This is a genomic window from Streptomyces sp. NPDC058985 (assembly GCF_042740985.1).
In the GTDB taxonomy this organism is placed as follows: Bacteria; Actinomycetota; Actinomycetes; order Streptomycetales; family Streptomycetaceae; genus Streptomyces.
This window is the reverse complement of the sequence record NZ_JBHYJX010000016.1, coordinates 1-12547: the sequence shown is the minus strand read 5'-3', so window position 1 is coordinate 12547 and position 12547 is coordinate 1. Positions and strand designations below refer to the sequence as shown.

The 12547-nt window shown below is 72.0% G+C and carries 10 protein-coding genes; 4 read left to right on the top strand and 6 right to left on the bottom strand.

Annotated features, from left to right (window positions below; genetic code table 11):
* Positions 1-60 precede the first annotated feature (60 nt).
* The 4 genes from ACFW01_RS16565 to ACFW01_RS16550 all read right to left on the bottom strand — a co-directional run bounded on the left by ACFW01_RS16565 (position 61) and on the right by ACFW01_RS16550 (position 4900).
* The gene (locus ACFW01_RS16565) at positions 61-1500 is read right to left on the bottom strand and encodes a GH1 family beta-glucosidase (protein ID WP_384504199.1); all 1440 of its coding nucleotides are present in this window, start codon (positions 1498-1500) and stop codon (positions 61-63) included.
* A 134-nt stretch (positions 1501-1634) separates the two neighbouring features.
* Positions 1635-2546 carry a carbohydrate ABC transporter permease gene (locus ACFW01_RS16560; protein WP_234959667.1) on the bottom strand — a complete coding sequence of 304 codons (912 nt, stop codon included), beginning with the start codon at positions 2544-2546 and terminating at the stop codon, positions 1635-1637.
* Between the two features lie 12 nt (positions 2547-2558).
* On the bottom strand, positions 2559-3569 hold the full coding sequence (locus tag ACFW01_RS16555; RefSeq protein ID WP_234959775.1) for a carbohydrate ABC transporter permease: 1011 nt from the start codon (positions 3567-3569) through the stop codon (positions 2559-2561).
* Positions 3570-3574: 5 nt separating this feature from the next.
* Complete coding sequence (locus ACFW01_RS16550; RefSeq protein WP_234959668.1) at positions 3575-4900, bottom strand: extracellular solute-binding protein; 1326 nt, start codon at positions 4898-4900, stop codon at positions 3575-3577.
* Positions 4901-5265: 365 nt separating this feature from the next.
* On the opposite strand from ACFW01_RS16550, the gene ACFW01_RS16545 reads away from it, so the two are divergent.
* Positions 5266-6321: a LacI family DNA-binding transcriptional regulator gene (locus tag ACFW01_RS16545; RefSeq protein WP_234959669.1), complete on the top strand. Its 1056-nt coding sequence runs from the start codon at positions 5266-5268 to the stop codon at positions 6319-6321.
* Positions 6322-6558: 237 nt separating this feature from the next.
* Here ACFW01_RS16545 and ACFW01_RS16540 read toward each other — a convergent pair whose 3' ends face one another.
* Complete coding sequence (locus ACFW01_RS16540) at positions 6559-8328, bottom strand: siderophore-interacting protein (RefSeq protein ID WP_384504196.1); 1770 nt, start codon at positions 8326-8328, stop codon at positions 6559-6561.
* On the bottom strand, positions 8328-9314 hold the full coding sequence (locus ACFW01_RS16535; protein ID WP_234959671.1) for an ABC transporter substrate-binding protein: 987 nt from the start codon (positions 9312-9314) through the stop codon (positions 8328-8330). The genes ACFW01_RS16540 and ACFW01_RS16535 overlap by 1 nt, the downstream gene beginning before the upstream one ends.
* Before the next feature lie 139 nt (positions 9315-9453).
* Between ACFW01_RS16535 and ACFW01_RS16530 the strand changes: the two genes are divergently transcribed.
* From ACFW01_RS16530 to ACFW01_RS16520, 3 genes are all read left to right on the top strand, one after another.
* The gene (locus tag ACFW01_RS16530) at positions 9454-10200 is read left to right on the top strand and encodes a helix-turn-helix domain-containing protein (protein ID WP_234959672.1); all 747 of its coding nucleotides are present in this window, start codon (positions 9454-9456) and stop codon (positions 10198-10200) included.
* Between the two features lie 158 nt (positions 10201-10358).
* Positions 10359-11417 (top strand): iron chelate uptake ABC transporter family permease subunit, encoded by a 1059-nt coding sequence (locus ACFW01_RS16525; RefSeq protein ID WP_384504194.1) that lies wholly within the window; start codon positions 10359-10361, stop codon positions 11415-11417.
* Complete coding sequence (locus ACFW01_RS16520) at positions 11414-12448, top strand: iron chelate uptake ABC transporter family permease subunit (protein ID WP_234959674.1); 1035 nt, start codon at positions 11414-11416, stop codon at positions 12446-12448. Before ACFW01_RS16525 ends, ACFW01_RS16520 begins: the two co-directional genes overlap by 4 nt.
* The last annotated feature ends 99 nt before the right edge of the window (positions 12449-12547 follow it).

Genomic DNA, 12547 nt, shown 5'->3' with positions numbered 1-12547 from the left:
GCGCGGCACCCACCTGGGTGCCGCGCCCCGCATCGGCCGTGCCGTCCCCCGGGAAGGCCCCTACTCGGCGGAGTCCACCGGCGGGAGCGAGCCCGTGCGGGCCGCCCGGCCGTACCAGAGGGCGCTCGACTTGGGGGTGCGCCGCTGGGAGACGTAGTCGACGTAGACCGCGCCGAACCGCTTCTCGTAGCCGTAGGCCCACTCGAAGTTGTCCAGCAGGGACCACAGGTAGTAGCCGCGGACATCGGCGCCGTCGGTGATGGCCCGGCGCACCGCCGTGAGGTGGCCGTTCAGGTAGGCGACGCGCTCCGGGTCGTGCACCGTGCCGTCGGCGCCGGGCTTGTCGTCGTAGGCGGCACCGTTCTCGCTGATGTACAGCGGCAGGCCGGGAGCCTCGCGGTGGTAGCGCATGATCAGCTCGTGCAGGCCGGTCGGGTCGACGCTCCAGCCCATCTCCGTGCGCTCGCCCGGCGGCTGGTGGAAGGCCACGTCGTCGGCGGCCGGCCACGGCGAGTGGTCGCTCGCGCCGTGGCCGTCGGCGCGCGGCGCCCGGGAGTCGGCGTCGGCCGCCGACACCACGGTGGGCGTGTAGTAGTTGAGGCAGATCGCGTCGATCGGCTGGCGGATCTGCCCCAGGTCGCCGTCCTGGACGAACGACCAGTCCGTCACCGGCGCCGTCGCCTCCAGCAGGGACTGCGGGTAGGCGCCGTGCAGGATCGGGCCGTGGAAGATCCCGCCGGACAGGTCGTCGATCCTGCGGGCCGCCGCCAGGTCCTCCGGCCTCTGCGACAGCGGGCGGACGACCGAGGTGTTGAGGCTGATCGCCACCGAGTTGCGGGCCGGCATCACCGACCGCAGGGCCACTGTGCTCAGACCGTGCGCCAGGTTCAGGTGGTGCGCGGCGCGCAGCGCGGCCGCGGGGTCGGTGCGGCCGGGCGCGTGCACTCCGGAGGCGTAGCCCAGGAAGGCCGCGCACCAGGGCTCGTTGAGCGTGATCCACTGCTCCACGCGGTCGCCGAGCGCCTCGCCCACGATCTGCGCGTACTCCGCGAACCGGTACGCGGTGTCCCGCTCCGGCCAGCCGCCCGCGTCCTCCAGCTCCTGCGGCAGGTCCCAGTGGTAGAGGGTGACGGCCGGTTTGATCCCGGCGGCCAGCAGCTCGTCCACCAGGCGGCGGTAGAAGTCCAGGCCGCGCTGGACGGCGGGGCCGCGGCCGGTCGGCTGCACCCGGGGCCAGGAGATGGAGAAGCGGTACGCGCCCAGCCCCAGGTCCTTCATCAGCGCCACGTCGTCGCGGTAGCGGTGGTAGTGGTCGACAGCGATGTCACCGGTGTCCCCGCCGGCCGTCTTCCCGGGGGTGTGGCTGAAGGTGTCCCAGATCGAGGGCGTACGGCCGTCCTCGCGCACCGCGCCCTCGATCTGGTAGGCCGAGGTGGCGGCGCCCCAGAGGAAGGCTGGGGGGAAGGTCACCGGGGTCACCGGCGTTGCGGACTCAAGCATGGAAGCGCTCCCATAGCGGGTCGTGTGACGACCGGCGCGTAGTAAGGACGAGGGGGGAATGCGGGCCGGGGCGGCGGCGACCCGGCCCACGGGTGAGGTGTCGGCCCTTGGTGTCTGCCCTTCTCGGCAGCCTGTCAGCCCTTGACGGCTCCCTGCATGATGCCGCCCACGATCTGCTTGCCGAAGATCGCGAAGACCAGCAGCAGCGGCAGCGTGCCGAGCAGCGCGCCACCCATGATCAGGGCCTGGTCCGGGGTGAAGCCGCGGCCGAGGCCGGCCACGGCGACCTGCACGGTCGGGTTGCCGTTCTGCGTCAGCACCAGGAACGGCCACAGGAAGTCGTTCCACACCTGGACGAACATCAGCATGCCGAGGACGGCCATCGCGGGCCGGGCGGCCGGGAACACCACGTGCCAGATGACGCGCCAGCTGCTCGCGCCGTCGACGCGGGCGGCCTCGATGATCTCGTCCGGCAGCGCCTGCAGCAGGTACTGCCGCATGAAGAACACGCCGAACGCGCTGACCAGGGACGGGAAGATCACCGCCTGGAGCTGGTCGGTCCAGTCCAGCTTGGCCACCATCATGTACAGCGGGATGATGCTCAGCTGCGGCGGGATCATCATGGTGCCGACCACGATCAGCATCAGCGCGTTGCGGCCCCGGAACTTCAGCTTGGCGAAGGCGAAGCCGGCGATCGTCGACAGGAAGACGACGGTGACCGCCGAGATTCCCGCCACGATCGTGGTGTTGAGGATCGCCTCGCCCATGTTGGCGTCGGTCCAGGCGATCTCGAGCTTGTCGAAGAGGTTGCCGCCGAACCAGAACGGCGGCGGCGTCTGGGCCAGCCGCTGGTTGTCGCGTGAGGCGGCGATCGCCGTCCACACCAGGGGGAACAGCGAACCGAGGGTGAACAGGGCGAGGATGATGTACGCGACGGGGCCGGCGTGCATCTGTCCGCCGGCCCGGGCCGACTTGGACCGGAGCCGGCCCCGCCGGGACGGTTCGGGCACCGGATCGGCCGGGGGTTTGGTCAGGGTCGTCGTCACGGCCGGTTCTCCTTAACTACTGGCGCGCAGCCGGCGCGAGATGACGTAGTTGACGATCCCGATCACGATGAGGATCAGGAACATCGTCCAGGCGATCGCCGAGGCGCGGCCCAGGTGCTGGTTGATCCAGCCCTGCTCGTACAGGTACAGGCCGAGTGTCTGGAACTGGTGCTGGGAGCCGCCCGACGCGCCCTTGTTGGCGTCGAACAGCAGTGGCTCGCCGAACAGCTGGGAGGCGCCGATGGTCGACACGACGACGGTGAAGAGGATCGTCGGACGCAGCTGGGGCAGCGTGACGTGGATGAACTGCCGCCACCGGCTGGCACCGTCCAGCGCCGCCGACTCGTACAGGTCCTGCGGGATCGCCTGCATCGCCGCCAGGTAGATCAGCGCGTTGTAGCCGGTCCAGCGCCAGATGACGATCGACGAGACGGCGATCTGGGACGGCCACTTGTCGCTCTGCCAGTCGATCTTGTCGAAGCCGACCAGGTCGAGCACCCAGTTGATCATGCCGTAGTCGCGGCCGAAGAGCAGCACGAAGACCAGCGAGGCGGCGGCGATCGACGTCGCGTACGGCGCGAGCATCACCACGCGGTAGAAGGTGGAGCCGCGGAGCTTGTAGTTGAGGATGTGCGCGAGGCCCATCGCCATCAGCAGCTGCGGCACCGTGGAGATGATGCCGATGGTCAGCGTGTTCTGCGCCGCGTTCCAGAAGAAGTCGTCGTCGAAGATCCTGGTGAAGTTGTCCAGGCCCACCCACGTCATGTCGGTGGGCGCCGTCAGCTCCACCGTGTGCAGCGAGGCCCAGCCGGTGTAGAGCAGCGGGAACAGGCCGAAGGCGGCGAACAGCAGGAAGAACGGGGAGACGAAGGCGTACGGGCTCCAGCGCAGGTCCCGCTGCCAGCGGCGGGAGAGCCGGGCCCGCTTCCTCGCCTCCTCGGAGGTGACCGCGTCACCGGGCGGTCGGCCCGGGGCCGCGCCCCCCTTCGAGGGGGGCGCGGCGGTGTCGTGCCGGGTGGTCATTCCGGTCACTTCTCCAGGTTGTTGTCGATGGTCTTGGTGGCGTTCTCCCACGCCTCCTTGGGCGACTTGCCCTGGGTGACGAGGATGACGCCGTTGTCGGTCAGGCCCTGCTGGATGATCTGGTCCTTCGGGCCGATCACCTGCGCCGGGATGGACTCGGCGGCCTTGGCGAACAGCTCACCGATCGGCGCTTCGCCGGTCATCTCGTTCTTCGCGTCCTTGACCTCCGGCAGCTCGTAGGCGGCCGTGGCGCTCGGGAAGCTGCCCTGCACGGCGAAGAGCTTGGCCTGCTGCTTCGGCGCGGTCAGCCAGGCGACGAGCTTCTGCGCCTCCTCGACGTTCTTGCCGCTCTTGGGCACACCCAGGAAGGAACCGCCCCAGTTGCCGGACGTCGGCGCCGCGGCCACGTCCCACTGGCCGGACGCCTCGGGCTGGGACTTGCCCTTGATGGTGCCGAGCATCCAGGGCGGGCAGGCCACGGTGGCGAACAGGTTGTTGGCGATGGTCTGCTCCCAGGCCGGCTGGAACTGGGTCTGCGCCTGGACCAGGTCCTTCTCGGCGGCCTCCGCGGTCAGGTCGAAGGCCTCCTTGACGGCGGGGTTGGTCTTGTAGATCACCTCGCCGGCGGCGTTGTAGAACTTCTCCTCCTCGCCACCGAGGATGGCGTTGATCAGACCGCCGGGCGAGTCCATGAAGTAGGTGTCCTTGCCGGCACCCTTCTTGTACTTCTCGCCGGCCTCGATGAACTTCTTCCAGTCACCCGCCCACAGCGCGCCGACCTCGTCGCGGTCGGTCGGCAGGCCCGCCTTCTCGAAGAGGTCCTTGCGGTAGCAGATGGCCATCGGGCCGATGTCGGTGCCGAGCCCGACCGCCTGGCCGTCCTTGGTGACTCCCTGCTTCCACTTCCAGTCCACCCAGCTGCCGGCCTGGACGCCCTCGACCTTGGACATGTCGGCGAACTTGTCCGCCTGGGTCTCGACGACCTCCGCGATGTTGCCGACCTCGATGGCCTGGACGTCCTGCAGGCCGCTCCCGGTGGTGAGGTGGTTGACCAGAGCGGGGTAGTAGTTCTCGTTCCGCTCGGTGACCGTCTCCTCGATGTTGATGTCCGGGTTGAGCTTCTCGTACTCCTCGTAGAGGCCGGCCTCCTTGAAGCCCATCGTGCCGAACAGACCGAGGGTGATCGTGGTCTTGCCGCTGCTGTCGCCCGACGACGAGCCGTCCTCGTCCTTCCCGTCATCGGCACAGCCGGCCAGCAGCCCGGCGCCCAGCGACGCGATGGCCGCCATGACCACCACCTTGCGGGCGGGTCGTATACGTGCTGCTCGCATTGCGTCCTCCTGTTGCCCTGACGTGCCGACCCCCCGGCCAACTCCATGGTTGGACCCGCTGCTTCATGTCGTTCGTTCGTTGCTGCGGCTCGGGCGGGGAACGTGCGGGATGTGTATGTGCCAGGTAGTGTGGGAGCGCTCCCACAAGTGATGTGTTGAAGAGTCGTCGGTCCGGGCGGGGGTGTCAAGGGAACGGACGCGACGAAATGCCTTCAGTTATCGGCCTGTTAACTGGAGGCGACGAGCGTTACGGAGACACCTCCGCCACGGCGGAAGCGGACCCGGAGCCGGTCATTACACCCGACCGGCCTGTTAAATTCCAGGCCAGCCGCAGAGTGCGGGGGTGTCGACGGGAGGCGGAGCCGATGGCAAGCCACGGAGTACGTGGTCGGAGCGGTGGCCGGCCCACCCTCGAAGAGGTGGCGGCACGGGCGGGCGTCGGCCGCGGCACGGTGTCCCGGGTGATCAACGGTTCGCCCCGGGTCAGCGACGCCACCCGGGCGGCCGTCGAGGCGGCGGTCGCGGAACTCGGCTACGTCCCGAACACGGCGGCCCGCGCGCTGGCGGCCAACCGCACCGACGCGATCGCGCTGGTCGTGCCCGAACCGGAGACCCGGTTCTTCGCGGAACCGTACTTCTCCGACATGCTGAAGGGTGTCGGCGCCGAACTCTCCGACACCGAGATGCAGCTGCTCCTGATCTTCGCGGGCAGTGACCGGGAGCGCGAGCGGCTCGCCCAGTACCTGGCCGCACACCGTGTGGACGGTGTCCTGCTGGTCTCGGTGCACGCCGACGACCCGCTGCCCGACCTGCTGACCCAGCTGGAGATCCCGGCCGTGATCAGCGGCCCGCGCTCGGCCACGGAGTCGCTGGCCTCGGTGGACTCGGACAACTACGGCGGCGCCCGCTCGGCCGTCGAGCACCTGCTGACCCGCGGCTGCCGCCGCATCGCCCACATCACCGGCCGCCTCGACGTCTACGGCGCCCAGCGCCGCGTCGACGGCTACCGCGACGCCCTGCGCGACGCGGGCCACGCGGTGGACGAGGGGCTGATCGAGGCCGGTGACTTCACCGAGGAAGGCGGGCGCCGCGCGATGGAGGAGCTGCTGCGCCGCAGTCCCGACGTGGACGCGGTCTTCGCCGCCTCGGACGTCACCGCCGCGGGTGCCCGCCAGGCGCTGCGCGAGGCGGGGCGGCGCATCCCGGACGACGTGGCACTGGTCGGCTACGACGACTCGGCGATAGCCCGCCACATGGAGCCGCCCCTGACCAGCGTCCGCCAGCCCATCGAGGAGATGGGCCGCGCGATGATCGACCTGCTCCTGACCGAGATCGCGGACCGCCGCCCGGCGGCTTCGCGGGGGCTGGAGCGGCACCAGGTGGTGCTGGCGACGGAGTTGGTGGAGCGGACGTCGTCCTGAGCGGCTGCCGCGACGACGCCGAAGGGCGTCAGGGAGGCCCCGGCCCCGGCGTGGCCGCCGGCGTCCGCCCGGCCACCGCCCGTCGCGGCCCGGTGGGCGGTCGGTGGGCGGTGGTGCGGCCGAGTGCGCCGCGCCACCGGCTGCCGGTCGCATCCGGCGGGTGAGCAGGGCGGGCCGGTGGAAGGTGGCCCGTCCGGGTCGGACGGCGGCCGGGCGGGGCGGCCGCCCGGCCCCCGGTCAGCCCGAAGCGGGCTCCCCGCGTTCCAGGACCGTGGCCTCGGCGCCCCAGCCGAGGGGGACGACGCGGGTGACGTGCCAGCCCGTGCGGGCGGCGAGGGCGGCGATCGCCGTGGAGTCGCGCAGCGGGGCACCGGTCGCTGCGTAGGCGTGCAGGGCCACCTCGGCCGCGCGCGGGCTCAGGCCGTCGGGGCGGGAGGCCTCGACCAGGACAGCCGTCGGGACCCAGCCGGCCAGCCGCTCCAGCAGCGCCACGGCCTCGTCGTCGGTCCGGTGGGCGAGGGCCTTCGCGGCCACGGCGACGTCGGCCGGGCCGCCCGTCCAGTCGATCCGTTCCGGTGCCGTGACGCGGCCGCGCAGGACCGCCGCGGGAACGTCGTCCTCCGCGACGCGCAGCCCCGGCCGGAGCCCGGCGTCGTCGAGGGCGGCGACGACGGACGCGGTACCGGGACCGGTGAGCAGACAGGTCCCGACGCCGGTCCAGAGCGGGTCCGCGGTCAGGCCGGACAGCAGGAACGCCAACTGCTCGCACTCCTCGACCAGCTCGCCGTAGCGCTCCGCGTCCCGGACCACCGTGTCGTGCAGGGTGGCGCCCGACGCCCGCTGCCAGGGGGAGACGCCGTCCCGCAGCGCGGGCGCCAGTTCCGTGAGCGCGAGCAGCAGCTCCGCCTCCTGGCCGACGTACTCCTCCCGCTCGTGGTCGTCGAGCAGATCCTCGCCCGCCGCGCCGAGCCGCAGTCCGCCCTCGTCCCCGGCGACCACGCCGTGCGCGGTGAGCAGGGGCAGCAGTACGCCGATCCCCGCAGCCGGCACACCCACGCGCGCGGCGAGCGCCCCGAGCGGGATGCCCGGCGCGTCGGCGACCGCGTCGACCACGCCGAGCTGGAGCGCCGCCCGCGCCACCAGCCACGGCACCGGCGACGGAACGTGTCCGTGCTCCGGGGCGGGCGCGCCCTCCGCCTGCTCCGGGGCCGTCTCCTCGCGGTGCCAGTAGCCCGTGATGTTCAGCCGCTCCTTCGGGAGCCCCAGCTCGCGCCGCAGATACCGGCGTACCGGCAGCAGCGCCCGGCTCTCCGCCGCCGCCCACGCGTACCCGTCCCCCTCGGGGGCCGGCAGCTTGCGCACCGCGGCCTCCAGCGCGGCCGCGTCGCCGGGCTCCGCGACGACCCAGGTCACGGTGTCGCCGTCGCGCAACGCCAGTTCCTGGCGGGCGTCGTCGTCGGGCACGGTGACCAGGACGTGGGCGGGGGCGGCGACCGGACGCTCGTCCAGGAAACGGCCGATCGCGGGCAGCGCGGTCTCGTCGCCGACGAGCAGGATCCAGTCCAGCCGTTCCGGAAGCCGCAGCGACGACTTGGGGCCGACGAACCACAGCTCGTCGCCCTCCCGGGCCGACGCCGCCCAGGTCGCCGCCGGCCCGTCGCCGTGCACGACGAAGTCGAGGTCCAGCTCGCCGGCCGCCGCGTCCACCCGGCGGGGCGTGTAGTCGCGGGTCAGCCGGTTCTCCGCCGGCGTCCACTCGATGCCGTGCGGCAACTGGGCGGGCAGCGCGGCCCGGACGTCGCCGTCCGAGGCGAGGATCACCTTGACGTGGTCGTCGAAGCCGGGCGCGGCGAAACCGGGGTGGTCGACCCCGTCCCGGGTGAACGGGGCGAGCTGGTCGCCGCCCAGGACGACGCGCCGCATCCGGGGGGTCACCTCCGTGACGCGGCGCACCGTGACCCGGCGCAGGACGAGCGGGTGTGTCGTGAAGGCGCGTTGGGCTGCCATCAGGCGAACTGCTCCTCGATGATGTCCAGCAGCGCCATCGACTCGTCGTAGTCGCCGCGCAGCACCCAGTACGGCAGGTCGTAGGCGTGCCCCGACTTGAAGGCGGGCAGCGCGCCGTAGACCGGGTTCTTCTTGAGGGTGGCGACGTCGGTGGTGTCGGCGTTGAAGCCCATCACGAACACCGACGGCTGGGTGATCGTCTGACCGGCCTTCTCCGTCGACAGCTCGAACATGTCGCCGCCCCCGCCGTACACCTTGAAGCCGCCCTCGGCGAAGACGGGCGCCGGTTCGATGCCGACCTTCTTGAACTCCTGGGGCATGCCGACGCTCTCCACCAGCCCGTAGGCGGTGCCGTCACCGGTCATGGCCAGGAAGGAGACCGGACCGGGCGGGGGCGTGATGGCCTTCTTCACCTCGGCGACGCGCTTGTCGTAGGCGGCGAGGTGCTCGGTGTAGACGTCCTTCTTGCCGAAGACGTCGTCGGCGAGGAAGGAGAACTGGCTGCGCCAGTCGCCGAGCTTCTTGCCGACCAGCACCGTCGGGGCGATGTCGGACAGGTCGTCGTACACCTTCTCCGCCTGGAACAGCGGGAAGCCGATGCCGCCGCCCACGATCAGGTCCGGTTCGAGCTTGAGGATCGCCTCCAGATCGAAGCCGTCGACGCTCCACGGCAGGAAGGTCGTCTTGTCCTTCTTCGCCTCGTCGGCCCAGTAGGGGGAGAACTCGCCCTTGCCGTCGGCGTCCTCGGGGATCGTCGCGGTCACCGGCACGTCGAGGTCGTAGAGGTATCCGGCGAGCGCGTGGTTCAGCACGACGACGCGCTTCGGCTCGGCGGGCACCTCGACCTTGCCGTAGTCGGTCGCGACCGTACGGGGCTTCGCGGCGGACGCCTTGTCGCCGTCGCCGGAGGAGTCGTCGGCCGCGCAGCCGGTGAGAGCCAGCGCGGCGACGGCCGCGACGGCGAGCAGGCGGGCAGGAGCAAACATGGGACCTCACGCAGACAGGACGGGATCGCACATTCGACCCGTTGGTAAGGTGAGGCTAACCTCGCCGGTTCCGGGGTGTCGATCCAAACACGACATCGCCGGCGACGGACACGACACGTCGCAGGTACGGGAGGCAGGCTTGCCGGTGACATCCCTCGGCACCGTGGTCGCGGAGAACGCCATTCGCTTTCTCGGTCACGACACCCACCAGCACGCCGAGCCGCACCTCATCCACATCGTGACCGGCTCCGCCCTCCTGCTCGCCGACGGCGAGGAGTGGCGGCTCGGCCGGCAGGAGTCCGTGTGGCTCGCGCCCCAGGTGCCGCACGCGCTGCGGATCGAGCCCGGCGGCCTGGCGCTCGGCCCCACCCTCACCCCCGACGACCTGCCCCGACTCCGGGTCCAGCCGCTCGGCGTGGTGCCCGCGATCACCGAGGTGATGACCACCGTGCTGGGCGCCGCACCGGGCACCACGGCCGAGGTCCGGCCGTTCCGCCTTGCGCTCGGGCGGGTACTGCGGGGCATCTCCCAGCAGTACTTCCCGGTCGTCCTGCCCACCCATCCCGCGGTGCGGGCGCTCGCCCGTGAGGCCCTGCGCGACCACTGCGCGACGCTGGAGCTGCTCGCCGCCCAGCACCGGATGAGCCCACGTCAGGTGCAGCGGGTCTGCCTCGACGAGACCGGACTGCCCTTCACACGGTGGCGGAACCGGGCCAGGATGAACGCCGCCGTCGAGCACATCCTCGGCGGCGGCGAACTGACGGCGGCGGCCAGGGCGGCCGGTTACGCCACCCGGGCCGGGCTGCTGCGCGCGCTCAGCCGCGAGTCGGGGATACCGGTGGGCGTGCTCACGGCGGACGCGGCGGGTGCGCTCGGCGGACGGTGAGGCGCACTTCGGCAGTCCGGCACTTCGGTACTTCGGCAGTCCGGCGCTTCGGCAGTCCGGCGCTTCGGCAGTCCGGCAGTTCTGAAGTCCGGCCGGTGGTTCGGAATTTCGGCAGCTCGGCCCCGCCACATCCGGCGTGGGCTTCTCAAGGAGGATGGATGGCACAGGCGCTGGCGACGACGGCCGCGCTCCCACCGACCCGTTCGTCGCGTCCCACCGGACGCCGGCTGCTCGGCCTCGGTGCCGCCGTCGCCGTACTGCTCGCGGCGGTGGTGCTCAGCATCGCGCTCGGCTCGGCGATGCTCCCCCTGGACGTGGTGTGGCAGGCCCTCACCGCGCCCGACGGATCCGCGACCCATGCCACGGTCGCCGACGCCCGGGTCGGCCGCACCGTCGTCGGCCTGCTGGTCGGCGCGTCCCTGGGCGTGGCCGGGGCACTCATCCAGGCGCTCACCCGCAACCCCCTGGCCGACCCCGGCATCCTCGGCGTCAACGCGGGCGCGGGCTTCGCCGTCACGTTGGGCGTGGCCGCCTTCGGTGTCACCCGCATCGAGCAGTACCTTCCGCTCGCGTTCGCGGGCGCGGTCGCCGGCGCGGCCTTCGTCTTCCTCGCCGCCAGCGGTGGGCGGGGAGGCCGGGGCGGGCCCGCGCCCCTGCGGCTCACCCTGATCGGCATCGCGTTCACGGCGGTGCTCTCCGGCGTCTCGCAGACCCTCGCGCTGATCGACACGGAGACCTTCGACCGCATGAGGTTCTGGGAGGCGGGCAGCGTCACCGACCGTCCGGCCGGCACGGCCGCGGCGATCGCCCCCTTCGTCCTGGCCGGACTCGTCGTCGCCGTCTGCTGTGCGCGCCCGCTCAACGCGATCGCCCTCGGCGACGACGCCGCGCGGGCCGTCGGCCTGCGGGTGGGGGCGACCCGCTTCGGCGTGGTGGTCGCGGTGACGCTGCTGTGCGGTGCGGCGACGGCCGCGGCCGGTCCGCTGCTGTTCGTCGGCCTCATGGTGCCGCACGCCGTCCGGTGGCTCACCGGACCCGACTGGCGCTGGATCCTCGCCTACTCCGCCGTGCTGGCACCGGCGGTCGTGCTGATCGCCGACGTACTGGGCCGGCTGGTCGTGACCCCCGCCGAGCTGCCGGTCGGCGTGATGATGCCGATCATCGGTGCGCCGGTACTGGTCTGGCTGGTGCGCGGACGACGGGCGAGGGCGCTGTGAGCGGGGTGTTCGTCCTCAGGGCGGGACCCCTGAGCCTGCGTCTGACCCGCCGCGCGGTCGTCGTCTGCACGGTGCTGTGGCTGGTGCTGGTCGCGCTGTCCCTGTGGGCCTTCACCCTGGGCAGCTACCCGCTGAGCCTGGGCGACCTGACCGACGTACTCACCGGGTCGGCGCGCGGAAGTGTGCGCAAGGTGGTGCTGGAGTGGCGTGCGCCGCGCATCGTCGCCGCCGTCCTGTTCGGCGCCGCCCTCGCGGTGGGCGGCGCCGTCTTCCAGTCCCTCACCCGCAACCCGCTCGGCAGCCCCGACGTGATCGGCCTCACCACCGGCTCGTACACCGGCGTCGTCGTGATGCTGCTGGCGGGGGCGACCAGCTATTCGGCGCTCGCGGCGGGAGCGCTCGCCGGGGGGCTGGTCACCGCGTTCGGCGTGTACCTGCTGGCGTTCAAGCGGGGCGTGCAGGGATTCCGGCTGATCATCGTGGGCATCGCGGTGGGCGCACTGCTCTCCTCGGTCAACACCTGGTTCCTGGTGAAGGCCGACGTGGACACGGCGCTGCGGGTCGCGGTGTGGGGGGCCGGGTCGCTGAGCAACGTCGACTGGCCGGGCATCGGGACGGCCGCCGTCGTGCTGACGGCGGTGGCCGTGGCGGCACCGGTGGCACAGCGCAGGATGCGGCGGCTCGAACTCGGCGACGACACGGCGGCGATGCTGGGGGTGCCGGTCGAGCGGACCAAGGTGCTGCTGGTCGTCCTCGGGGTGGTCGCGACGGCGGCGGTGACCGCGGTGGCCGGCCCGATCGCCTTCGTCGCGCTGGCGGCCCCGCAGATCGCCCGCCGGCTCACCGGTCACGGCACCTCCGTCGACCTCGTCGGCTCGGCGCTGGTCGGCGCGATCCTGCTGCTCGGCGCCGACCTCGCGGCACAGCACACGATCCCGGGCGTGCTCCTGCCGACCGGCTCGGTCACCGTGTGCGTCGGGGGTGCCTATCTGCTGGTGCTGCTGGCACGGGAGAGCCGGCGCGCGATGTGAGGTGAGGGCGTTCCGGGGGGAGTCGTAGCGCGTGCGCAGTTTCGCGTAGTCCTGCCCGAAGGCGGGCAGTGTGGTCACGCCCGATCCGCCGGGGCCGCC